This is a genomic window from Roseovarius sp. THAF9, assembly GCF_009363715.1.
Classification (GTDB): Bacteria; Pseudomonadota; Alphaproteobacteria; order Rhodobacterales; family Rhodobacteraceae; genus Roseovarius.
The window spans coordinates 4,020,088-4,041,953 of sequence record NZ_CP045404.1; the positions used below are offsets into that span (position 1 = coordinate 4,020,088).

A 21,866-nucleotide genomic window follows, 5' to 3' on the forward strand; every position below is an offset into this window, starting at 1 on the left:
ACTTCATCAATGAAACCTGAAAGGACCTGTCATGAAACCGATCCACCTGGCCCTGGCCACCACCACCCTCGCCGCGCCCGCAATCGCGCAAGACACGCGCGAACTTGACGCGCATGTGCACGGCGTCTCGACCGTCGAAATCGCGGTCGAACACGGAACGATCGAGATCAACATCCTGTCGCCTGGCATGGACATCGTCGGCTTTGAGCACGAGGCGAGTTCTGCCGAGGACAAGGAGGCGGTAGCAACTGCGATCCGGCAATTCCTGACGCCAGAGGAGATCGTGACGCTGCCCGAAGGCGCGGGGTGTCGGCTGACCGAGGTTCTGGCCCATCTGCACACCGGCGATCATGACGACGAGCACATGCACGAGGGTGATGACCACACGCACGACGACGACCACGCCGAAGGCGAAGAGCACGATCACGACCACGAAGACCACGCGGACGAGGCGCGGCACAGTGAGTTTCACGTGACCTACGGCTTTGCCTGCGATGACGAGGACGCGCTGACCGGCGTGGGCTTCCCGTTCTTCGAACGGTTCCCCAATGCCGAAGAAATCGAAGTGCAATACGTGACGGAGACCGGCGCGGGCACGGCGGAGCTGACGCCCGGTTCCGCCGAGGTCTCTTTCGAGTAGCGATGGCAGACCCGGCCCTGACCCTGCAAGACGTCCGTTTCCGCTGGCCGGGGCGGGCATCTTTCGGAATGTCGGTGCCGGAGTTCCGGCTGGACCAGGGCGAAAGCGTTCTGCTTTTGGGCGAAAGCGGGTCGGGGAAGTCCACGCTTCTGTCGCTGGTCTGCGGGATCGTCACTGCCGATGCCGGCCGGGTGGATCTGGCCGGCACGAACCTTGCCACCCTGCGGGCCGGCGCGCGCGACAGGTTCCGGGCCGAGCGGATCGGCGTCATCTTCCAGCAGTTCAACCTGCTGCCCTATGCCAGTGTCTCCGACAACATCATGCTGCCTTTGAAGTTCGCGCTCGAGCGGAGAAAGCGCGCCGCAGCGGACGATGCGGTAAAGCTCTGCGCGGCACTTGGTCTGCCCTCGGATATTGTCGAGGCCAAGGCGGGGCGCCTTTCCGTCGGTCAGCAACAGCGGGTCGCCGTGGCCCGCGCCCTGATCGGCCAGCCGCCCCTGATCGTCGCGGACGAGCCGACCTCGGCACTGGATGCGGCGACGCAGGATGCGTTTCTTGGCCTTTTGTTCGATCAGATCGCGGCAGCCGGATCGTCGCTGTTGATGGTCAGCCATGACGAAAGGCTGAGCGCGCGATTCGACCGCGTGGTGCGCCTCGCTGACATCGCCTCTGTCGAAAGGCAGGCCGCATGATCCTGCGCCTTGCCTTCGGCTCCCTCATGGCTCGCGCCTTGACCGTCGGCATGACGGTGCTGGCCATCGCCCTGTCGGTCGCGCTGTTTCTTGGCGTCGAGAAGGTGCGCACGGGTGCCAAGGCCAGTTTTGCCGACACGATTTCGGGCACCGACCTGATCGTCGGGGCGCGGTCCGGCTCGGTTCAGCTGTTGCTGTATTCCGTGTTCCGGATCGGCAACGCCACCAACAACGTGACCTGGGAAAGCTACCAGGATATCGCCAACCGGCCCGAGGTGGACTGGATCGTGCCGATATCGCTTGGCGACAGCCACCGCCAGTTCCGGGTCATGGGCACCACGCAGGCGTTTTTCGAGCACTACAAGTATCGCGGCGGCCGGTCCTTGGAGATCGGCGATGGCCACGGGCTGGATGATCTTTACGACGCGGTCATCGGCGCCGAGGTCGCGGCCACGCTGGGCTATGCGGTGGGCGACCCGATCGTCGTCTCGCACGGCCTTGCGTCCTTCACCCACCACGACGATCAACCCTTTCGCGTGGCGGGCATCATCGACCGCACCGGCACCCCGGTGGACCGGACAGTCATCGTCAGCCTGGAGGCCATCGAGGCGATCCATGTCGATTGGCAATCCGGTGCACAGATCCCCGGCCAAAGCACGCCGGTCGAGCAGATACGGCAGATGGACCTGTCGCCGTCGGCAGTGACGGCCGCGCTGGTCGGGGTCAAGTCGCGCCTCCAGATCTTTGGCCTGCAACGCTGGATCAACACCTACCCCGAAGAGCCGTTGCTGGCGGTCCTGCCCGGCGTCGCCTTGCAAGAGCTGTGGCAGATCGTCGGTGTGGCCGAGACCGCGCTGATCGGCGTGTCGGCGATGGTGGTGGTGACGGCGCTCCTGGGGATGATGGCGATGATCTTTTCCTCGCTCAACGAACGCCGGCGGGAAATGGCGATCTGGCGAGCCATGGGCGCGCGCCCTGCCACCATCCTGGGCCTGCTGGTGTTGGAAGCGGCGCTGATGGCCGCCCTGGGCGCACTGCTGGGCCTCGCGCTGCTCTACGGCGGGCTGGTCGTGGCGCAGCCGGTGGTGGACAACGCCTTCGGCCTCTGGCTGCCGATCGCGCCGCCGACCGGGCGGGAACTGGCCGCTCTCGCAGGTGTGATCATCGCGGCGGCGCTTGTCAGCCTGTTTCCGGCACTCAGGGCCTACCGCCTGTCGCTGTCTGATGGCATGATGGTGAGGATATGAAGCGCGCGCACCCCTCTCGCCGGGCCGTCCTGGCCATGCTCTCGGCAACCCTGCTTCCAGGCCGGGCCATGGCCAACCCGTTCCGGGAAATCATATGGGAAGACCTGATTCCCAAGGGCGTGCCCTATGGTGAAATCATCGGCCCCGGCAAGATCGACGAGGCCAATGACACCTGGGTGCCTGAATACGACCGCAACGCGTGGCGGATGAACACCCGTCTCAACGGCAAGGCGGTCAAGCTGCCCGGCTACATCATCCCGTTCGACGTCACTTCGCAAGGTGTGACCAGCTTTATGCTGGTGCCTTACGTGGGCGCCTGCATCCACACGCCGCCGCCGCCGCCGAACCAACTTGTCTTCGTCACAACCAAGACCCCCTGGCCCAGCGACTCGCTGTGGGACCCGGTGTGGGTCTCTGGTCGGCTCTCGGCCAAGTCCATGAAGACGCAGATCGCGGATGTCGGATACCGGATGACCGCCGAGCGGATCGAGGTGTACGAATGGCAGTGAAAGGCCTGACTCGCAGGGCGCTGCTTCTGTCCTTCGCCGCATCGGGGTTTGCAGGACAGGCGCTGGCCGACACGGTGATCGCGTTGGAATGGCGCGACCTTCTGCCCGAGGACGACACGTCTCTGCCCGGCAACCTGCAAGGCATCCTGCCGCACGACGAAAGCAGCATGGCCGCGCGTCAGCCGCCATCGACAGGCATTCGCACCGACTGGACCGGCAAGATCGTGCAACTTTCGGGCTTTATCGTGCCGCTCGACCACGAAGGCACTGGCGTCACCGCGTTCATCCTCGTGCCCTATGTCGGCGCCTGCGTCCACGTGCCCCCGCCGCCGGCCAACCAGCTTGTCTTCGTGACCACCAGCACGCCCTTCGAAAGCTCCGGCATGTTCGAGCCCGTAACGGTCACCGGCATGTTCGGCACGGCGTCGAGATCAACCCAACTGGCCGAGATCGGCTATGCACTTTCCGCGGAAAAGATCCGGAGCTTGAGGCGTTAAGTGAGATTGTAGAACAATCAAGCGGCACGAGTTATTCTTCAACGCCCATAGATCGAAGTCCGTCGCATCAAAACTCAGGAATCACACTTCAGGACCGGTCTCGTCATTCCGACCAAAGCAGACATTCGCTCTGAATGACACGTAGATTGGCTATGGACCGAGACCGCAGTCACTCTGGCGTTAATGCTTGCCGCGTTTAGCTACACAATATAGGCACCTAGAGATGATTAGAGTATGATCGGTTTTGGGTCTTAGTCGAATGTTGATAAATGATGACGTCATAATGGATGATGAAGCTTAAATTTCGCGGTACGAAAGGCTTGTAGCCGAGCTTCGCAAACGTACTCCGGGAATACGCGCGGCACGTCTTTGCCCAGCTACGGCTCATTCTTCAAAACATCGCAGACTAGCTTGCTTGCAATGTAAAAAGTCTGGGTGTTTGCGTTTTCGCGAGTTAGGGCTGGACGATAATGGCGCCCCCCTTGCCGAGGACTTGCGTCCCGCATGTGGCGCAAAATCCAAGACAGGTGAACTATGTGAAGAGCCGGTAGTTGCAGGAAAGCGACGCTGCCGAATTCATGGTGGCCTGAGCACGGGGCCAAAAACGAAAGAAGGGCGCGAACGCGTCCGCGCAGTTCAGCATGAGCGTTGGAGCCAATCGAGATGATAGAAGCTATCCTGCGAAAAGCCGAGTGCGGAGAGGGTCTGGCAGATCGTTAACTCCTAAGAAAGTATGAATACAACAGCTCCGGCGGTGAACCCTTCACAGATCAATGCCATATGCGTTCTCTTTCGCGACACGATACGTGGTAATTGGAGCTGCACTATCCCGCGACGGGTCCAAGAGCGGTCCACAGAAGTTCGCAAAGGTCCATTCCCGCAATCGCCAGCTACGCTGTCCCAAACACCCTCGACATTTTTGCGTGAATGGCACGACCGATGACCTCTTCAGCACCTGCACGGGATTTAAAGCAGCCGCCGAGCAGCTTCCAACGGTTTAACCTATCGCCTTACTTTTGGAAGAGACTACGGTCCAAGCCGCCGAAGCTGAACTCGTCAACGATACTATCCAATTCTTGCGCCTTCCAGGACGTGTCCTTTCCCAGCAGATAAACACCGCTCTCAGCCACGTGTTACCACTTGAGACGAATTTTCGTCGGACAGCGCGCTTAACAGGTCGCGCCAGCGACAATGAAAGGGTGGATATTTAAGGGAATAAAGTCAAACATCCAGCAGAGAAATCGAACCTTCTCAGTGGTCTACTGGACGATTGTGGTGCCGCTGAAGGGACTCGAACCCCCGACCCCATCATTACGAATGACGTGCTCTACCAGCTGAGCTACAGCGGCCCCGTGGAGCGCGGCTATAGCACTCCAATTCGTATCCGAAAAGAGCTATTTTTCCGACTCTGCCGGCTTTGGTTCGTCGACAATTTCGGCATCATCAATGTCCGCCGTGGACTTATCATCCTCGTCAATGGTTTCGTTAGACGTGGTGTGATCCTCGACAGAGCCTATGATCAGGGGCAGCATTTCGATCCCCGTGGCAGACGACACCGAGGACGCCGGAGGCGCCTGCCAACTGAGCGTGTCGAAGGCATGGCAGTTATCGCAGGACGGCGCCCACTCCGCGTGGATGTGGTGGCAGTTGTTGCAGACCCACTGCGGACCGCGCGGCGCTGACAAGGCGCGTGCAAGCCAGCCCTTGACCACGCTGTCCGACGCCCCTTCGCCCCGTTCGATGGCGGCCATTATCGTCAGCGCACGCGCATCGGGGTCGACCTCGGCCAGATCGCCCAGCGCGCGGCGAGCGGCGGGGAAATCCTCGGCGGCGAGATGTAGCTCGGCGTCGATCAGGCGGGTTTCGCGATGATCGGGATGGATCTTGAGCAGCTTCGAAAAGCGCTTGATCCGGGCCTGCGGCGTCTCTTCGGGTTCGATCTCGGCGAAGGCGGCGGCCAGGTCTGGATGGGGTTGGGCATCCCATGCCTTCTTGATCACGCGGGTGGCGTTGCGCTTGTTGCCCTGTTCGATGTAGCCGCGCGCGGTCAGAACGGCGGCCGGGACCAGATCGGGCGACAGGCGGTTCGCCTGAATGGCGGCCTCGCGCGCCTCGATGCTCTTGCCGTCGTCAAGGATGTCACGCGCCTCAGACAGGGCCAGTACCGCATCGCGGCGGCGATGGACGTCACGCGGGAGGTTACCGGATTTCAGCTTGGCGCTGAGCGTTTCGCGCGCGCCTTTCCAGTCGCCGGTCTGGGCCTGAAGTTTCAGCAGCGTGTCCTGTACTTCCTCGTGCTTGGGCTTGAGCGTAAACGCAGTCTTGGCCAGCTTCAGTGCAGTCTCGGTTTCGCCATCGGCGAGTTTCTGACGCAGGATGCCACGAACGCCGACGAAACGGGTCTTTTCGTTTGTCAGCAGACGCTTGTAGGTTTCCTCAGCCTTGCGGCGATTGCCGGACATCTCGGCGGCTTGCGCGGTGATCAGGTTGGTGAGCGCGGGCTTTTTGAGATAACGTTCGGCCTTGCCAGCCTTGGCCATGGCAATGTCGCCTTCGCCCGACGCCAGCGCCATGAGACCTTCGGACAGCGCCTGATAGCCCTTTTCCTGGCGGTTGCGCTGGAAATAGCGGGACAGCGCCGTGTCATCGCCGTTGATAAAGCGCAGCACCGCGACCAGCAGCGACGCGATCTTGAGGATAAGCCAGACGGCAACCACCAGAAGGACAAGCGCGATCACCGCCATGAGCGGGGTCAGGTTGAATTCCTGTCCGGCCATCACGATCCGCACGCCGCCGTCGAGTTCCAGCAGGTAGATCGCCCCCCAGCTGGCCGCGGCGACGAGGCCGATGAAGAGGACAATCTTGATTATGGACCACAACATTCTTTGACTTCCCCCGGCGTTAATTCAATGTCTCGCTTAGCGATTGGGCCGCGCCCAATGCCTCGCGCCGTTCAGTCGCCCGCCCGACCCAGTCGGACAACTCGGCACGGCCTTCTTCTGGCAACGCCGCTAATTCAGCCAGTGCGTCCTGTAGCCGACCATCGCGGATCGCGGCTTCGGCACGGGATAGCACGGCGTCGGGGTCGTCGCCTTCGCGCGGTTCAAGGGAACGCGCGCCCAACTGATCCCGCAGAAAGCCCGACAGACCCGTGCCTTCGCCGGTCACATCACGTGATGCGTCGAGCGCGGCGCGAGCCGACTCGGGAAAGCTTTCCTGAAGGCTCGACAGTGTGGCGACACCGGAGTCCGCTGTCGATACGAGGATTTCGGGCACATCGACATCTGTGTCCTGCAGCTCGGTCACGGCACCCGTGAAACCCGCGCCATTGTCGAGTGCGGCGAGGATCCGGCTGATCGCGGCACGTTGCATCGCGGCGACCGCGGCTTCGTCTGCGGCGGTCTCGGTGTTCATCGCCTGCTCGATCAGGGCTTGCAGATCCTCGCGCTGGGCCGCCAGCTCTTGGCGGGCGGCGTCAAGTTCAGCCTCGTAGGCGGCGATGGCCGCGGGATCGGCGCTTTCGGTGACCGGGCGCTGTTCGACGTCGCGAAGCCGCGCATCAATCGCGTCCAGCGTGTCCTCGGCCTGGGCGACGCGTTCGGACAGGGTGCCAAGCGCCTCGATCTGGGCCTCAAGCGCGGAGTCGTCGGTGTTGGTGATTCCGCCGACTTTCTCGGAAAGCGACTCGATGGTGCCGGCCTGGTCGTCGACACGCTGGCCAAGATCGCTGACTTCGCTGGCAAGCACCTCGTCCCGCACGGGCTCGGTCTGCGCCAGGCCAAAATAGGCCGCGGCGAAGCCGATCGCGCCGGCAACGACGCCGCCCAATATGAGTGCAGCGGCGCCCGGTCCCTTGGCCGGTTGCTGGGTCGTGGCGGGCAGAGCTGTGGCCGTGTAGGTGTCGGTTGCGTGATCCGCCGTGTCGCTCTGCTGGGGCGTATCTTCTGGTTTGGCCTCGTCGGCGGTCTCTTCCGGCGTTTCGTCCGGACCGGCAGGATCTTCCTGCGCGATCGGCTCGTTTGCGTCGTCGTCGTCGCCGCCGGCTTGTTCGTCAGAAGGCGTGACCTCAGGCGCATCCGAAACGTCCGAAGCGGTGTCGGTTTTGCCGTTCTCCTGCGACGTCTCTTCGGAGTTTTCAGTGGCCTCGTTTTTTGCTTCGGAAGTCTCGTCCGCTTGCGACGTATCCTTGTCGAAGGCGTTCTTCCCCTTGGACGATGGTTTCTTTGCCACTTGAAAACCTCTTTCGAATCTTGCCGCTAGTGCCCGGTGAACCGAGCTTACTGTGGGCTGCTCCTGCCCTCAAGCCGGTTGGCACGAGACCATAGTGTTGCTGTACAGGCCAGCATGGACTGCCTGTCGGGTGACTGGGCGACTTCGATCCGGACCGCATCATCCGGGGCGAAGACCCCGGCTGCGGCGTCGCTGATTGCCGCGACGTGCAAGTTAGCGCCTTTTGGAAGCGCATCTAGCAAAAGCTGGGCACTGCGCGGGGAAAAAACAGGGGCGATGACCGCATCCGCCTGCATGATCCGGGTGAGGGCCGCGTCCGGCAAGGGTACGGAAAGCTGGCGATAGACCGTCGCTTCATCAGTGTCTATTCCAGCAGAATTGAGGTACTTTGCGATGTCAAAAGCCACGTGATCACCGCGCAGGTGCAGACAGGGCGTCGCGGGCGCGTCGCGCACTATCCGTTTCGCAAGGTCCAGGCCGGTTCCGGGCCCGACGATGGGAGACAGGCCGCAGTCCATCGCCTTTTCGGCGGTGGCCCTGCCCACGGTGTAACAGGTGAAACCACGCGCTGATGTGGCCCTGGCAAAGCTGGCGACCGCATGGGCGGAAGTGAAGATCAGCGTGGGAAAAGGCGCAAGATCTGGCAGATCGGGCAAAAGCTGAATTTCTAAAATGGGTGCGATGCAGATATCAGCCCCCGATCCCAACTCGGCCTGCACTGTCGCGGCAAACGCCTTGGCCGCGTCGACAGGTCTCGTGATCAGGATCAGCGCCGGCATGTACGCTCCGGAGTTGTTTGTGCGTCCTTGCGGTGTTACCTGCCAAGAAGGCTTGGCGCAACGGGCGTAAGATGACCGATACCCTGGTGATCCTTGGATTGGAAAGCAGCTGTGACGACACGGCAGCCGCGGTCGTGTCCATGTCCGCGGAGCATTCCGAGATCTTGTCCTCGGTCGTACTGGGGCAGGACGCGCTGCACGATGCGTTCGGCGGAATCGTCCCCGAGATTGCCGCCCGCGCCCATGCCGAAAAACTGGATGCCGCGGTCAAACAGGCTCTGTTTCAGGCCAATAGGACCCTCGGCGAAGTGACTTTGGTGGCGGCAACGGCGGGGCCAGGCCTAATCGGTGGAGTGCTGTGCGGCGTCACGACGGCGAAGGCAATTGCCGCCGCGCGGTGTATTCCGTTGGTCGGTGTCAACCATCTTGCGGGTCATGCGCTGACACCGCGGCTGACCGACGGCCTGCCCTTTCCTTACGTCATGCTCCTGGTGTCGGGCGGGCATTGTCAGTTTCTCTTGGTCGAGGGCTGTGATGATTTCACGCGACTGGGTGGTACAATCGACGATGCACCGGGCGAGGCATTCGACAAGTCCGCCCGTCTTCTTGGCCTTGGCCAGCCCGGCGGGCCGGCGATCGAGCGTGAGGCGCTGGATGGCGATGCCGCGAGGTTCCGGTTTCCGCGCCCCCTGCTGGACCGGCCAGGGTGCGATATGTCGTTCTCGGGTCTGAAAACCGCGTTGTTGCGTGCGAGGGACTCGGTGATCGCGGAAAAAGGCGGGCTGACCCGGCAGGACCGCGCCGATCTATGCGCCGGATTCCAACGAGCGGTAGCCGATGTGTTGCAAGAGAAGACACGCCGCGCCCTGACAGAGGCGCGCGGGGCCCTGCCGGAGGCCCCCTCGCTGGCGGTGGCCGGTGGTGTGGCGGCAAACTCCGAGATCAGGGCAGGATTAGAGACTGTTGCCGCCGAATTCGGCGTTTCTTTTGTCGCTCCGCCGCTGTCCCTTTGTACCGACAACGCCGCGATGATCGCCTATGCAGGCGGGGAACTCTTCTCGGCCGGGCGCATTGACGATATGACGTTGGCGGCGCGCCCGCGCTGGCCTTTGGATCAACACAGTCCGTCCCTGCTAGGCGGCGGAAAGAAAGGGGCAAAGGCATGATCGCGGTGATCGGCGCCGGTGCATTCGGTACGGCCCTTGCGGTATCGCTGGCACGCAACGGGCCGGTTGTGTTGTGGGCTCGGGACAAAGATCATGTGAAAGAAATGCAGGCGACGCGGCAAAACGCGCGTCGCCTGCCAGAGATCACCCTGCCGCAAGCCGTCACGGTATCCACGGATCTTGCATGCCTTGCAGACGCCGATATTGTTCTTGTCTCTGTTCCGGCCCAAAAGCTGCGTGCATTCCTGAAATCGCATGGTTCGAAACTTGCGGGCAAACCCGTGGTGGCCTGTTGCAAGGGCATGGAGCGGGGCACTGGCCTGAGACCGACGCAGGTCATTGCCGAGCATGTAGGTGATGCCGTTCCGGCCATTCTGACCGGACCGTCTTTTGCGCAGGATATTGCAAAGGGTTTGCCAACCGCGCTGACGCTCGCCTGCGCGGATGAGCCCATGGGCGAACACCTGCAAGCGCGGCTATCAACGCCGAACATCAGGCTCTATCGCACCACGGACGTGACGGGCGCCGAACTTGGTGGCGCGCTGAAGAACGTGATCGCGATTGCCTGCGGCGTCGCGATCGGCGCCGGGTTGGGGGAGAGCGCGCGTGCAGCGTTGATGACGCGCGGGTTCGCAGAACTTGTCAAAGTCGCGGAGACATATGGTGCCAACGCCGACACCCTGGCAGGGCTTTCAGGCTTTGGCGACCTGGTGCTGACCTGCACGTCGGAACAATCGCGCAATTACCGGTTCGGCCAAAGTATCGGCGCGGGCGAGACCTTTGACACCGGCCTGACGGTCGAAGGCGCGGCGACTGCGCAGGCGCTTGAAGAGATCGCACGAGATGCCGGGCTGGACCTGCCCATCACACATGTCGTGACCGGGCTGGTGCGCGGCGAATTGAACGTGCGCGACGCAATGGATAAGCTTCTGCAAAGACCATTGAAGGAAGAATGAATGCTGATCGCCCTGATTGCCCGGGACAAGCCCGGCGCCCTGCAAACGCGTCTTGATAATCGCGACAGTCACGTGGCCTATCTGAAGGAAAGCGGCGTCGTGAGCCAAGCCGGTCCACTGCTGAATGCCGATGGCGGCATGATCGGGTCGCTGGTGGTGTTGGAGGTGGAAAATATGGCACAGGCCGAGGAATGGGCCGCGAAAGACCCGTACAAGGCTGCGGATCTGTTCGAAAGTGTCGAGCTGATTCCGTGGAACAAGGTGATCTGACCCATGCGCTATTGGCTGTTCAAATCCGAGCCGTCCACATGGAGCTGGGACCAGCAGGTCGCCAAGGCGGAGGCAGGCGAGGAGTGGGACGGCGTGCGGAATTACCAGGCACGGAATTTCATGCGCGAGATGGCGGTCGGCGACCGGGGTTTTTTCTACCATAGCCAGACGGAAAAGGCGGTGGTCGGTACCGTCGAGGTGATTGCCGAGGCGCATCCCGACAGCACGACCGACGACGACCGCTGGGAGTGTGTGGATATCAAGGCTCTGGAAGCAGCAAAAACGCCGGTGACGCTCGATATGATCAAGCAGGATCCCCGTCTGTCGGAGATGGTACTGGTGCGAAACTCACGTTTGTCGGTGCAGCCTGTAACCGCTGACGAATGGAAGATCGTCTGTGAAATTGCGGGTCTGACCGCGTAGCCGTTTGGCACTTCGGCGGAGATAACTGCGTGAGTTCGTACGGAGGGTATCGCGCGTATCGACCGATACCCTCCGTTGCCCCACGTGCTCCCTACGCACCACACGTGTCTCTGGAAATGGTTTCGGCCATACTGGCGCGATCCTGAGACGGATATCACTTTCTGACCCGATTCACAAAAACCGAATGCAAGGCATTTCACTAAAATGCCGTGGTTGCCCGGCAGCGATGCGCGACCCGATAAAGCGGACAAATTGATCTGTTAACAGCCGAGTAAGACCTGGTCTGCTAACGATTGTTTCGGGTGAGTAAATAGGTGGTGAGATGAGTGCGTCTGGTGACAATGCCGCGCCAGTCATCATCAAACGGAAAAAGGTCACGGGTGGTGACGGGCATCATGGCGGTGCCTGGAAGGTCGCGTATGCGGACTTCGTCACGGCGATGATGGCGTTTTTCCTTTTGATGTGGCTGTTGAATGCGACGACGGAACAACAACGAAAAGGTATTGCGGATTACTTCAGCCCGACGATTCCGATCAATCGCGTATCGGGCGGTGGAGACGGAAGTTTCGGCGGAGAAAGCGTATTTTCCGAAGAGACACTGCCACAGAACGGGACGGGTGCCACAAACCAGCGCCCGACCGAGGCCCGCCAGGCCCGCGGTGAAATCGGTGTCAGCGAAGACGGCCGTGCAGAAAGCACCGACCTTGAGGCAGAGGCACAGGATACCGCCAGTTTCAGCAAGATCGAGGAAATGTTGATGGGGCGGGGCGGGGAAAGCACCGTCTCGAAGGAAACCAGGCGGCATATCGTGACCCAGGTCACGGATGAGGGCTTGGTCATTGAAATTTTCGATTTGGAGAATGCGGAACTCTTTAAGCCGGACAGCGACGAGCCGACGCCTCTTCTGCGCGAAATCGCCAAGATGGTCGGGTCTGTTGCAAGGCTGGTCGAGAACCGAGTTGCGATTGAAGGGCATACCAGCGCCGTGCCTGTCGTGCGCGCCGAAAATCCCGTATGGTCCCTGTCGATGGCGCGTGCCGACCAAATGCGTGAATTGCTGGAGTCCGAGCAGGTATTGGCACCGCGAATGAACCGCGTTACCGGACACGCGGACCGCGAGCCGGCCCATGAGAACGCGCTTTCGATCCGGAACAACCGGCTTGAAGTGATCCTTTTGAGATCTGATCAATAGGAAGTAGGCAGAATTTTATCTGTTAGCGGCCTGTTAAATCGCAGCGTCTAGTTCTGGGCATTGAAGACATTCGATGCAGCAGAAAGGCGTGTCCATGACAATATCATCCTCGTTGAATGCCGGTGTGGCGGGTCTCAGTTCCAATGCGACCCGCCTGGCGGCGATTTCCGACAATATCGCGAACTCGGCCACCTACGGGTACAAGCGGGTCGAGGCGGACTTCCAGTCCATGGTGATTTCCTCCAACGGGGGCAGCTATTCGGCCGGTGGCGTGCGGTCCTCGACTCAGCGGCTGATCGACGAGCGCGGATCGCTGGTGTCCACTTCCAACCCGACCGACCTTGCGGTTCGCGGACGCGGCATGTTGCCTGTGGCGCTGGCCAGCCAAGTGGATGTCGGCAACGGGTCGAGCCAGATGCTCTTGACCACGACCGGGTCTTTCCGGACCGATGCCGAAGGGCGCTTGGTCACGGAATCGGGTCTGGTCCTGCTGGGCTGGCCGGCCAATGCCGATGGCACGGTTCCGGAGTTTCCGCGCGATACCAGCGACGGACTTGAGCCGGTCCAGATCAACGTCAATCAGCTGACGGGCGAGCCGACGACCAGCATCGATCTTGGCGTGAACCTGCCCGCGACGGACACCGAAGCGGGTGCCCCGGGCGACCCGCAACAATTGTCGATTGAATACTTCGACAATCTGGGCAAATCCGAAAACATCCTGATCGAATTCACGCCAACCGTCCCGGCCACGGCGTCGTCCAACGAATGGACGATGGTCCTTACCGACTCGGCGCAAGGAGGCGCGGTGATCGGCGAATACACCCTGAGCTTCGATGACGCGCGCGCCTCAGGCGGCACGCTGCTTGGCGTGACCGACACTTCGGGCGGCGCGTACGATCCCGGCACGGGTTCGATCATTGTCAACGTGGCCGGCGGCCCGATGGAGATCAATATCGGGCAGTTGGGGGCCAATGACGGTCTGACGCAACTGTCCGACAGTTTCGCACCGCTTTCGATCAACAAGGATGGCTCGCCGGTGGGCAACATGATCTCGGCCGAGGTGGATGAAAATGGCTTTGTGCATGCCTCATTCGACACGGGTATCACGCGGGTTATCTACCAGGTGCCGTTGGTCGACCTGCCCAACCCCAACGGCATGGTCGCCATGGACCAACAGACCTATCTTCCCTCGCCCGAAAGCGGCTCGTTCTTCCTGTGGAACGCTGGGGATGGCCCGACAGGTGACGTCGTCGCCTTTGCCCGCGAGGAATCCGCGACTGACGTTGCAGGTGAGCTGACGGACATGATCCAGACGCAGCGGGCTTATTCCTCCAACGCCAAGGTCATTCAGACCGTTGACGAGATGTTGCAGGAAACAACCAATATCAAGCGCTGATCCGGCGCTTGAAATCTTACCCTAGCACCGAGGTGCCGCGATGAGTATTTCCACGGCTTTGTCCAACGCCCTGACGGGACTGACCGCAAGTTCCCGCGCGGCCGGGGTGGTCTCGACCAACCTGGCAAACATCCTGACCGATGGCTACGCGCCGCGCAGCATTGAGTTGACGGCACAGGGCGATGGTCGCGGCGGCGGTGTGTCGGTTGTCGCTGTCACGCGGAATGTCGATGCGGGCCTTCTGAGTGAACGGCGGCTTGCCGACAGCGCCTTGGGCTACAACGACGCGATGGCCGGGTTTCTCGCGCGGTTCGAAAGCGAGGTGGGCTTGCCAGACGAGCCATCGTCTCTGACCGCGCGGATTGCCGCCTTCGCGGCCAGCCTGGCAAGCGCTGCGTCCAAGCCGGAAGAAGAGGCGCGTCTCAGCGAAGTCGCGTTGCGCGGCGCCGAACTGGCCGGAAAACTGAACGCGATTTCGGGCCGTATCGAGGCCGAGCGCACCGCCGCCGACGGTCAGATCAATCAGGCGGTGGACCGGGTGAACACGCTCTTGTCGCAGGTTCAGACCCTGAATGCGCATATCGTGAACGCCAAAAACTTCGGTCACCCGTCTGCGTCTTTCGAAGATCAGCGGCAGCAGGTTATCGATGAATTGTCGGACTACGTGCCGGTCCGGTCCGCCGATCGCGGCAATGGTGGCTTGGCACTTTACACGCCCGGCGGTGCTGTCCTGATCGACGGTCGGCCTGCCGAGCTTTCCTTCTCGCCCTCGAATGTGGTTGCGGCGCATATGACCGAGGCTAACGGTCTTTTGTCCGGGCTTCAGATCAATGGCGTACAGATCGCGTCCTCCGGCGAGAACAGTCCGATCAAGGGCGGGCGCCTCGCCGGATTGTTCGAGATACGCGACAGCCTCGCCGTGGACGCGCAGACGCAGGTGGATGCCACGGCGCGCAACCTGATCGAGCGCTTTCAGGACGCTGGCCTTGATGCGACTCGGGCGCCAGGTGACCCCGGCCTTTTCACGGATAACGGCAACAGTTTCGCCGCAGCTGGCGAGATCGGCATTGCCGGCAGGATCGTGCTGAACTCCGCGGTCGATATTCGCCAGGGCGGCGCGGCATGGCGATTGCGCGATGGTCTCGGGGCAACCGCTCCCGGTGCCCCCGGCAATGCGGGCCTGCTCATCGATCTCTCTGCGGCGATCAGCGCGACGAATGCGATGGCGTCGGGCGATCTTGGGGCGACGGCGCGCTCATTCTCGGGGCACGCAACCAGCTTCGTGTCCCGCTTGGGACAGCAGGCCATCACCGTAGATCAGTCGATGAGTTTCGCGGCATCTCGCCGGGCGGGCCTGAAGGATATCGAACTCCAGAACGGCGTGGACTCGGATGAACAAATGCAACGGCTCTTGCTAATTGAGCAGGCCTACAGTGCAAATGCCCGCATGATCCAGACTGCCGACGACATGATACAAACCCTGCTGAGGATCTGACCATGAATGCGCTTTCCCTGGGCGATCTGGCCCACACGTTTCTGTTGCGGCGTCAAAGCGCCCAGATCAAGCAGGACTTGACACGCCTGTCCGAAGAACTTGCCAGTGGGCGAACGACGGACACGCGCCGGCATCTCAACGGGCATTTCACTGCGCTTGCCGACTTCGAGCGTGAACTGCGTCTGCTTGACCGGTATGACAACACCGCCGCAGAGGTGGGCGCGCAATCGGCCGCTATGCAAGCTGCGATGAACACGGTCCAGGACCGTGCGGGCGCGCTTGCCGAGACCATGGCGCTGGCCTCGGCCGCAGCCTCGCCTGGCGACACGCGCACGGTTGCGACCCAGGCGCAAAGCGAGCTTGAAACCATCGTCGCCGCGCTCAACACGCGCGTGGCGGGGCGTGCAGTGTTTTCAGGGGTCGCGGTTGCGACCGCACCGCTTGTCGATGCCGATACGCTTCTGGCAGACCTGAGAAGCGCCGTGTCGGGGGCGACGACAGCCGCGGATGTGATGGCGGCGGCCGACACCTTCTTCGATGCGCCGGGCGGCGTGTTTGAGACCTCTATCTACCAAGGAGGCACAATCGATCTGAGCCCGTTCAACCTCGGATCAGGGGAAAGTGTGACGCTGTCGTTGCGCGCAGATGATGCCGCGGTGCGGACCGTGCTGAAAAATGTCGCCGTGGCCGCGCTTTCAGACGATCCAAGCATCACGCTGAATGCCGGCGAAGCGAAAGAGCTCTTGCAGACGCTGAGTGTCGGTGCGCTTTCGGGGCAGGACAGCGTAACGCGTCTGCGCGCAAACCTTGGTTTCGCCGAGGAGCGGATTGAGATGGCATCGGTCCGCATCACTTCCGAATTGACCAGCCTGGAGGTCGCTCGAAATGCATTGCTGGAGGTCGATCCCTACCAGACAGCGACTCAGCTCGAAGCTGTTCAGACACAACTTGAAACGCTCTACACGATAACCGCGCGGTCTTCGCGCCTCAGCCTGGTGAATTTCCTTTCATGACATTTCTTCCGCGCGCGTTCCTGTCTGCGATCCTCTCGATGATTCTCGCAACATTGCCGGTTTCGGCCAGCCCGATCCGTATCAAGGACCTCGTGGAATTCGATGGCGTCCGCGGCAACGACCTGGTGGGCTATGGCCTCGTGGTTGGTCTGAACGGCACCGGGGATGGTCTGCGCAATGCGCCATTCACCGAAGAGATCATGTCCAACATCCTGGAGCGCCTGGGGGTCAACGTCACCGGCGAACAGTTTCGACCCAAGAACGTGGCCGCGGTTTTCGTGACGGCCACCATACCGCCCTTCGCGCGCGCCGGCGGCCAGATAGATGTCACGGTTTCTGCGATCGGTGATGCCGGCAGCTTGCTTGGCGGCACGCTGGTCATGACGCCGCTTAACGCCGCAGATGGCCAGATCTATGCGGTGGCCCAAGGGACCATCATCGCCGGAGGAGCCGCGGCCCAGGGCGAGGCCGGCGGCGTGGTTCAGGGGGTGCCGACGGCCGGGGTCATACCGGCCGGGGCCCGGGTGGAACGAGAGATCGATTTCGACCTTTCGTCGCTGGACAGTATGCGCCTTGCGCTGCGCGAGCCCGACTTTACGACGGCGAACCGTATCGAACGTGCGATTAATGCCAGTTTTGGCCGCGCTGTCGCTGTGATGATGGACTCGGGCACAGTGCGCCTCGATATTGGCCGGACCGGCACGCCAAGCCCGGCTCATGCGCTGAGCCAGATCGAAAACATCCTTGTACAGCCCGAACGCAAAGCGCGGGTCGTCGTGGATCAGAGGTCCGGCACGATCGTGATGGGCGAAGACGTTCGTATCTCGCGCGTGGCGGTGTCGCAGGGCAACCTGACACTCAGGGTCGAGGAGACACCGCTTGCCGTTCAGCCGAATCCGTTCGCGGAAGGCGAGACGGTGATCGTTCCCCGAACGAACGCCGAGATCGAGGAAGAGCCCGGTATCGGCCTTGCCGAAGTGCCGGACGGTACATCTCTGTCGGAAGTCATCGCCGGGTTGAACGCCCTAGGGGTTGCGCCGCGGGACATGATCGACATCCTCAAGAGCATCAAGGCTGCGGGTGCGCTTCATGCGGAATTCGTTGTTCGGTGAAATAGCGCGCAGCGGTTGCGCAGGCCGCTGACCGTTCCCCTGACCACGTCTCGGTCGCCCTATTTCAAACGCTGGAAGTATTGTCTGAACAGGTCCCGGAAAAGGCCAGCGTTCGTGCCCGGAGCCTCGTTGTACTGACCAAGGCAACCGGATCTTCGGGTCCTGGCACCGACAGGCAGGTCGGGTTGGCGGACAGGCACGCCGGCCCTAAGGCGTTTCGCGATGAACCTGGATCATAGCCTGCCCGTGAAACGCGCTGCAACATCCTGGCGCAGCAGGTGTTTTGCGCTGAGCTCTTGGCTCAGATTAAAGGCACAACACTATGTTTCATGGACTTCGATGTCGCCGGGTCGCATTTTTCCCAGCGGTCAGAAGTAACCGCGTACCAGCCCGTCTGCCACCAGTGTCCATCCATCGGCAATCACGAAGAAAGCCAGTTTGAAAGGAAGGGATACAATGGCCGGCGGGACCATCATCATGCCCATCGACATCAGGACGGCGGCGACAACCAAGTCAATTATCAGGAATGGCAGGAAGAGCAGGAACCCGATCTGGAACGCTCGGGCGATCTCGGAGAGCATGAAGCTTGGCACAAGGATTGACAGCGGCGCACCGGGCGCTGGTGCCGTTCCGGCCGCGTCAGGCCGAAGTGCAGCCATCGCGCTAAACGTGTCACCGTCGACACGGCCTGCCATGAAATTGCGGAACGGCTCCAACACGCGCGCGACAGCTTCCTCGATCTCGATGCGCTCGCCGAGAAGCGGTTCGATTCCCGCAGTCCAAGCCTCGGTAAATACCGGTTCCATGACGAAATAGGTAAGGAACAAAGCAAGGCTGACGATCAGCATGTTGGGGGGCGATTGTTGCAGGCCGATCCCCTGCCTCAGGATCGAAAGCACCGTTACGATGAAAGGGAAACAGGTGATCATGATCGCGAGACCCGGCGCAAGGCTGAGGACCGTGATCAACAGGATCAGTTGGATCGTGCGCGCCGAGAGCGACCCGTCATCGCCCAGCGAGATCGAGATTTCCTGCGCTGCAGCGGGACCGGCGAGCATCAAAAGGCCGCCGATGAGGCAACCCAAAAGGCCTGCGTGTACCGTCATCCCAGCCCGTCTTGCAGATCGGCTACCTCGGTCAGCCGGACGGCCAATTGGCCTTGTTGCTCACCTTCCAGCTCTTCCAGTTCGCCTCTGGCGATAAGCCGCTCCCCGACATAGAGTTCAACCGCGTCGTCGACGCGCTTGTCCAGCGGCAGCACCGCGTTTCTGCCCATCTTCAGCAGATCGCGGATCAGCGGGCGTGCCTTGCCGACGGAGATTGTGATCTCGATCGGAACAGAAGAAAACGGGCTGCGCAGTTCGCCGGGAGTGGTCTCCTGCGGGTCGGGTTGATCGGTCATCAAGCGGATTTCCTTTGTTCTTCGGCAAGGGCGGTGGTGAAATAGGCGTCAATCGCGGTGGCTATCCTGGCGATGGTGTCATGCAGATCGATTTCCTGCTCGGCGCCGTCTTCGAAGCGGACCTGCACCTGGTCCGGCGAGAGTGTTGCGTCTTCCTCGACGGATACCGAGACTTGGCCTTCGCCCAGATCGGCAACATCGAGCGCGGCGCTCTGACCCGGAGCGACGCATACAAGAACGGTGCGTCTTCCGTGGACCGCGACCTGTTGCATGATGATCTCGCTGAGGCGTGGCGAGAGGGTTTCGCGCGCCACCGCCGGCAGTACGGTCTCCACGATCTGCATGATCAAGGGACGCACGCCTTCCAGAATGGTGCGAAACGCCTCCTTCTGCGTGAAATCAATGTCTTCAACGGCGCGGGCGAATTCTGCAGATACGTGGCCAGCCTGTCCTTCTTGGGCTTTGACCGAGTCGTCCCACCCGGCTTGGTATCCTTTCTCGAACGCCTCGAGACGCTCTTCCTCGAGCAGGACATCCGTCATTTCGATCGTGTCGCCGCTGCTCAATGTTCCGAAATCTTCCAGAAGGTGGGAAACGGACATCAGGCGCGCTCCTCCTCGCCCTCGAGCCAGCTGCGCAGGATCTCGACTGTTTCGTCTTGCCGCTCACTGATCATGGCGCGTAGCCTTTCGACAGGGTCCTGATCATCGGAATCGAGGGATGGGAGCCCCATGCCACCACCGCCCGACAGCATCGGCAATTCGCCTGGTCGGTCTGCATCGTCCTGTATCTCGCCGGTCAGAGCGGCTTGGGAGGTTTCAAAATCGCCGATGTTATCCGAATAACCGGAATTCTCGGAACCGGCCGGAGCGGCAAGCTGCGCGGCACCATCGGGCTGACGCGCCAGAACGGGGCGCACGACGAATAGACCAAGAATAAGCGCGACAATGGCTAGAACCGCTGCCTTGATGAGGGACATAGCATCGAAAGCGAAGTTCGAAAGAAATGAGCTTTGCGGTCCTGTTCCCAGTGGTTCGGGCAGCTCGAATTGCATCGTCTTGAGAGTGATTTCATCTCCACGCGCTTCGTCAAAGCCGACGGCGGAAGCGACGAGTTCACGAAGATCGGCAAGCTCTTCCTCCGAGCGCGGTTCAAACACTTCTTCCCCGTTGGCATCCGTCGTCGTGGTGCCATTGACCAGCACCGCGACGGTCAGACGCTTGACTGCGCCCGGCACCATCGTGATTTGCCGTTCGGTTTCGGAAACTTCGTAATTGATTCTTTCGCGTGTCTCGCTCACCTGGCTGGACGAGGAATCGCCGGCCGCACCGTCACCATCGGGCAGGTTTGATGCCACCGTGACGTCACCGCCGCCCTGATCGGTTGACTGATTCGCGACCTCCTCGGTATCGGTGCTGATCGCGACGCGGCTGCCCGGGTCGATCACACGCTCACGGACAGACTCGGTCTGCGTCACGGTATCGACGCTGACCTCGACCACCGCATTGCCCGGACCGACACGTGCTTCCAGAAGTCGCGTCACCCGTTGCCGGATCGCATCGGTGCGGTCGTCTGCAGCGTTGGTCGGCGTTTCTTCGGCCATGCCTAGAAGACCGCCTTCGCTGTCGATGATCGAGACATCCTCGGGCGTCAGGCCCGGCACGGCGGAAGCGACAAGAAACTTCAAGCCCTTGGCGTGCTTGGCTGAAAGGCCACCCGATGCAGTGCTGATCGAGACGGATGCGGAGGGTTGAACGTCGCGCTGAAACGGGTTGTTCCCGGTCTTGGCGATATGCACCCGGGCCGAGCTTATGGACGGGTGGGTCAGGATCGTACGGGCAAGCTCGCCCTCTTTGGCGCGCCAGTATGCGGCATCGAACATCTGCGATGTCGTACCAAAGCCTGACAGACCATCGAGCAGTTCATATCCTCGAGACGAGTTCGCCGGAAGTCCCTCGCTGGCCAAGGTCATGCGCAGTTCATCACGCCGCGCGGAATCTACAAATATCGACCCGCCGCGCACGTCATACGCGACGCCGCGCTGTTCGAGAGCACGCACGACCTCTCCGGCCGGGCCGCTTTCGAGACCGGCGTAGATCAGCGAAAGACTGGGTGCCGAGGCCATACGGGCAAGTGACAGAACGGCGGCAAACATCGCGACCGTTGCAAGTGTCACGATCACGCGTCGCCGAGCATTCATACCCGACCAGATATCGATGAGCTGCTGCAAGTTCTTCGCCTCCAGGATTGCGGCGTTCTGCCGTTCGCTGCGGTCCTGTTTCGCTCATCAGGCTTAACAATCGGTTAGTTCCTCTCGGGCTATGGTGCAGAAAATCGAAATCGAGGGATCAATTGATGAACGATACCGAAGATCAGGTCGACGAGCCTCCTAAGAAGAAGTCGAAACTACCTTTGATTCTTGGGCTTGTCCTGGCTCTCGCCGGCGGTGGCGGTGGATTTTACGCCGTCTCGTCCGGTCTGATTCTCGGCGGAGGATCAACCGAAGATCACACGCATGAACAAGAGGACCTTGAGGTTAAGGACATGCCCGATGTGGCTTTCGTTCCGATCGAGCCGCTGGTCATTTCGATCGGCGGGACCGATGTCAGCCATCTGCGCTTTCGAGCGCAGCTGGAAGTCCGGTCGACCTATCGCGAGGAAGTCGAGAAGCTGATGCCGCGCGTGGTGGATGTGCTCAATTCCTACTTGCGGGCCGTCGCCGTTGAAGATCTGAGCAACAACTCGGCCTTGGTGCGGCTGCGCGCTCAGATGCTGAGACGCGTGCAGGTGGTCACCGGCGGTGACCGGGTAAATGACCTGCTGATCATGGAATTCGTACTGAACTGA

At 61.4% G+C, this 21,866-nt stretch carries 23 protein-coding genes and 1 tRNA gene; 16 read left to right on the top strand and 8 right to left on the bottom strand.

Translation table 11 applies throughout. The annotated features are described in order from the left end of the window. Positions 1-31: 31 nt before the first annotated feature. The 6 genes from FIU86_RS19705 to FIU86_RS23135 all read left to right on the top strand — a co-directional run bounded on the left by FIU86_RS19705 (position 32) and on the right by FIU86_RS23135 (position 4,252). Positions 32-640: a DUF2796 domain-containing protein gene (locus FIU86_RS19705; RefSeq protein ID WP_152476732.1), complete on the top strand. Its 609-nt coding sequence runs from the start codon at positions 32-34 to the stop codon at positions 638-640. Positions 641-642: 2 nt separating this feature from the next. Then, the gene (locus tag FIU86_RS19710; protein ID WP_152476734.1) at positions 643-1,332 is read left to right on the top strand and encodes an ABC transporter ATP-binding protein; all 690 of its coding nucleotides are present in this window, start codon (positions 643-645) and stop codon (positions 1,330-1,332) included. Further along, positions 1,329-2,579, top strand: a complete 1,251-nt coding sequence (locus FIU86_RS19715) for an ABC transporter permease (protein ID WP_152476736.1) — start codon at positions 1,329-1,331, stop codon at positions 2,577-2,579. The genes FIU86_RS19710 and FIU86_RS19715 overlap by 4 nt, the downstream gene beginning before the upstream one ends. Further along, a complete protein-coding gene (locus FIU86_RS19720) occupies positions 2,576-3,088 on the top strand; it encodes a DUF3299 domain-containing protein (protein WP_172977560.1) in 513 nt (170 codons plus the stop codon). The genes FIU86_RS19715 and FIU86_RS19720 overlap by 4 nt, the downstream gene beginning before the upstream one ends. Further along, complete coding sequence (locus tag FIU86_RS19725; RefSeq protein ID WP_152476738.1) at positions 3,079-3,585, top strand: DUF3299 domain-containing protein; 507 nt, start codon at positions 3,079-3,081, stop codon at positions 3,583-3,585. The genes FIU86_RS19720 and FIU86_RS19725 overlap by 10 nt, the downstream gene beginning before the upstream one ends. A 493-nt stretch (positions 3,586-4,078) precedes the next feature. Continuing rightward, on the top strand, positions 4,079-4,252 hold the full coding sequence (locus tag FIU86_RS23135; protein WP_368373166.1) for an HGGxSTG domain-containing protein: 174 nt from the start codon (positions 4,079-4,081) through the stop codon (positions 4,250-4,252). A gap of 606 nt (positions 4,253-4,858) precedes the next feature. Here FIU86_RS23135 and FIU86_RS19730 read toward each other — a convergent pair. The 4 genes from FIU86_RS19730 to FIU86_RS19745 all read right to left on the bottom strand — a co-directional run bounded on the left by FIU86_RS19730 (position 4,859) and on the right by FIU86_RS19745 (position 8,594). After that, positions 4,859-4,934: transfer RNA gene (locus tag FIU86_RS19730), tRNA-Thr, on the bottom strand. Positions 4,935-4,979: 45 nt separating this feature from the next. Beyond that, positions 4,980-6,467: a heme biosynthesis protein HemY gene (locus tag FIU86_RS19735; RefSeq protein ID WP_152476740.1), complete on the bottom strand. Its 1,488-nt coding sequence runs from the start codon at positions 6,465-6,467 to the stop codon at positions 4,980-4,982. Between the two features lie 19 nt (positions 6,468-6,486). Continuing rightward, positions 6,487-7,815 (bottom strand): COG4223 family protein, encoded by a 1,329-nt coding sequence (locus tag FIU86_RS19740; RefSeq protein ID WP_152476742.1) that lies wholly within the window; start codon positions 7,813-7,815, stop codon positions 6,487-6,489. 47 nt (positions 7,816-7,862) lie between these two features. Further along, positions 7,863-8,594, bottom strand: coding sequence for a uroporphyrinogen-III synthase (locus FIU86_RS19745; protein WP_152476744.1), 732 nt, complete (start codon positions 8,592-8,594; stop codon positions 7,863-7,865). Positions 8,595-8,665: 71 nt separating this feature from the next. On the opposite strand from FIU86_RS19745, the gene tsaD reads away from it, so the two are divergent. The 9 genes from tsaD (at position 8,666) to FIU86_RS19790 (ending at position 17,617) form a co-directional block, all read left to right on the top strand. Next, positions 8,666-9,760, top strand: coding sequence for a tRNA (adenosine(37)-N6)-threonylcarbamoyltransferase complex transferase subunit TsaD (gene tsaD / locus FIU86_RS19750; protein WP_152476746.1), 1,095 nt, complete (start codon positions 8,666-8,668; stop codon positions 9,758-9,760). Next, complete coding sequence (locus FIU86_RS19755) at positions 9,757-10,716, top strand: NAD(P)H-dependent glycerol-3-phosphate dehydrogenase (protein ID WP_152476748.1); 960 nt, start codon at positions 9,757-9,759, stop codon at positions 10,714-10,716. The genes tsaD and FIU86_RS19755 overlap by 4 nt, the downstream gene beginning before the upstream one ends. Further along, entirely contained in the window at positions 10,717-10,986 is a 270-nt protein-coding gene (locus tag FIU86_RS19760) for a YciI family protein (RefSeq protein ID WP_152476750.1), read from the top strand. A 3-nt stretch (positions 10,987-10,989) separates the two neighbouring features. After that, complete coding sequence (locus FIU86_RS19765; RefSeq protein WP_152476752.1) at positions 10,990-11,409, top strand: EVE domain-containing protein; 420 nt, start codon at positions 10,990-10,992, stop codon at positions 11,407-11,409. A gap of 322 nt (positions 11,410-11,731) precedes the next feature. After that, a complete protein-coding gene (locus FIU86_RS19770; RefSeq protein WP_152476754.1) occupies positions 11,732-12,601 on the top strand; it encodes a flagellar motor protein MotB in 870 nt (289 codons plus the stop codon). A gap of 94 nt (positions 12,602-12,695) precedes the next feature. Beyond that, the gene (locus FIU86_RS19775; RefSeq protein ID WP_254703901.1) at positions 12,696-13,997 is read left to right on the top strand and encodes a flagellar hook protein FlgE; all 1,302 of its coding nucleotides are present in this window, start codon (positions 12,696-12,698) and stop codon (positions 13,995-13,997) included. 40 nt (positions 13,998-14,037) lie between these two features. After that, entirely contained in the window at positions 14,038-15,492 is a 1,455-nt protein-coding gene (flgK, locus tag FIU86_RS19780; protein WP_152476758.1) for a flagellar hook-associated protein FlgK, read from the top strand. A 2-nt stretch (positions 15,493-15,494) separates the two neighbouring features. Continuing rightward, the gene (locus tag FIU86_RS19785) at positions 15,495-16,505 is read left to right on the top strand and encodes a flagellin (protein WP_152476760.1); all 1,011 of its coding nucleotides are present in this window, start codon (positions 15,495-15,497) and stop codon (positions 16,503-16,505) included. A 38-nt stretch (positions 16,506-16,543) separates the two neighbouring features. After that, positions 16,544-17,617: a flagellar basal body P-ring protein FlgI gene (locus tag FIU86_RS19790; protein WP_152477252.1), complete on the top strand. Its 1,074-nt coding sequence runs from the start codon at positions 16,544-16,546 to the stop codon at positions 17,615-17,617. A 368-nt stretch (positions 17,618-17,985) separates the two neighbouring features. Here the strand turns inward: FIU86_RS19790 and fliP are convergent, their stop codons facing one another. From fliP to fliF, 4 genes are read right to left on the bottom strand one after another with little or no spacing between them, the layout of a single operon-like run. Further along, entirely contained in the window at positions 17,986-18,675 is a 690-nt protein-coding gene (gene fliP, locus FIU86_RS19795; RefSeq protein ID WP_254704034.1) for a flagellar type III secretion system pore protein FliP, read from the bottom strand. A gap of 44 nt (positions 18,676-18,719) precedes the next feature. Then, positions 18,720-19,019 carry a FliM/FliN family flagellar motor switch protein gene (locus FIU86_RS19800; RefSeq protein ID WP_152476764.1) on the bottom strand — a complete coding sequence of 100 codons (300 nt, stop codon included), beginning with the start codon at positions 19,017-19,019 and terminating at the stop codon, positions 18,720-18,722. Continuing rightward, on the bottom strand, positions 19,019-19,621 hold the full coding sequence (locus FIU86_RS19805; RefSeq protein ID WP_152476766.1) for a flagellar biosynthesis protein: 603 nt from the start codon (positions 19,619-19,621) through the stop codon (positions 19,019-19,021). Before FIU86_RS19805 ends, FIU86_RS19800 begins: the two co-directional genes overlap by 1 nt. Beyond that, complete coding sequence (fliF, locus tag FIU86_RS19810; RefSeq protein WP_152476768.1) at positions 19,621-21,249, bottom strand: flagellar basal-body MS-ring/collar protein FliF; 1,629 nt, start codon at positions 21,247-21,249, stop codon at positions 19,621-19,623. Before fliF ends, FIU86_RS19805 begins: the two co-directional genes overlap by 1 nt. A gap of 125 nt (positions 21,250-21,374) precedes the next feature. Between fliF and FIU86_RS19815 the strand changes: the two genes are divergently transcribed. After that, positions 21,375-21,866, top strand: a complete 492-nt coding sequence (locus FIU86_RS19815; RefSeq protein ID WP_152476770.1) for a flagellar basal body-associated protein FliL — start codon at positions 21,375-21,377, stop codon at positions 21,864-21,866.

Bases quoted from the DNA above. Each gene is read 5' to 3' on its own strand.
- FIU86_RS19705 (WP_152476732.1), top strand. From the start codon at position 32: ATGAAACCGATCCACCTGGCCCTGGCCACCACCACCCTCGCCGCGCCC.
- FIU86_RS19710 (WP_152476734.1), top strand. From the start codon at position 643: ATGGCAGACCCGGCCCTGACCCTGCAAGACGTCCGTTTCCGCTGGCCG.
- FIU86_RS19715 (WP_152476736.1), top strand. From the start codon at position 1,329: ATGATCCTGCGCCTTGCCTTCGGCTCCCTCATGGCTCGCGCCTTGACC.
- FIU86_RS19720 (WP_172977560.1), top strand. From the start codon at position 2,576: ATGAAGCGCGCGCACCCCTCTCGCCGGGCCGTCCTGGCCATGCTCTCG.
- FIU86_RS19725 (WP_152476738.1), top strand. From the start codon at position 3,079: ATGGCAGTGAAAGGCCTGACTCGCAGGGCGCTGCTTCTGTCCTTCGCC.
- FIU86_RS19735 (WP_152476740.1), bottom strand. From the start codon at position 6,467: ATGTTGTGGTCCATAATCAAGATTGTCCTCTTCATCGGCCTCGTCGCC.
- FIU86_RS19745 (WP_152476744.1), bottom strand. From the start codon at position 8,594: ATGCCGGCGCTGATCCTGATCACGAGACCTGTCGACGCGGCCAAGGCG.
- tsaD (WP_152476746.1), top strand. From the start codon at position 8,666: ATGACCGATACCCTGGTGATCCTTGGATTGGAAAGCAGCTGTGACGAC.
- FIU86_RS19755 (WP_152476748.1), top strand. From the start codon at position 9,757: ATGATCGCGGTGATCGGCGCCGGTGCATTCGGTACGGCCCTTGCGGTA.
- FIU86_RS19760 (WP_152476750.1), top strand. From the start codon at position 10,717: ATGCTGATCGCCCTGATTGCCCGGGACAAGCCCGGCGCCCTGCAAACG.
- FIU86_RS19765 (WP_152476752.1), top strand. From the start codon at position 10,990: ATGCGCTATTGGCTGTTCAAATCCGAGCCGTCCACATGGAGCTGGGAC.
- FIU86_RS19770 (WP_152476754.1), top strand. From the start codon at position 11,732: ATGAGTGCGTCTGGTGACAATGCCGCGCCAGTCATCATCAAACGGAAA.
- FIU86_RS19775 (WP_254703901.1), top strand. From the start codon at position 12,696: ATGACAATATCATCCTCGTTGAATGCCGGTGTGGCGGGTCTCAGTTCC.
- flgK (WP_152476758.1), top strand. From the start codon at position 14,038: ATGAGTATTTCCACGGCTTTGTCCAACGCCCTGACGGGACTGACCGCA.
- FIU86_RS19785 (WP_152476760.1), top strand. From the start codon at position 15,495: ATGAATGCGCTTTCCCTGGGCGATCTGGCCCACACGTTTCTGTTGCGG.
- FIU86_RS19790 (WP_152477252.1), top strand. From the start codon at position 16,544: ATGATTCTCGCAACATTGCCGGTTTCGGCCAGCCCGATCCGTATCAAG.
- fliP (WP_254704034.1), bottom strand. From the start codon at position 18,675: ATGCTCGCCGGTCCCGCTGCAGCGCAGGAAATCTCGATCTCGCTGGGC.
- FIU86_RS19800 (WP_152476764.1), bottom strand. From the start codon at position 19,019: ATGACCGATCAACCCGACCCGCAGGAGACCACTCCCGGCGAACTGCGC.
- FIU86_RS19805 (WP_152476766.1), bottom strand. From the start codon at position 19,621: ATGTCCGTTTCCCACCTTCTGGAAGATTTCGGAACATTGAGCAGCGGC.
- FIU86_RS19815 (WP_152476770.1), top strand. From the start codon at position 21,375: ATGAACGATACCGAAGATCAGGTCGACGAGCCTCCTAAGAAGAAGTCG.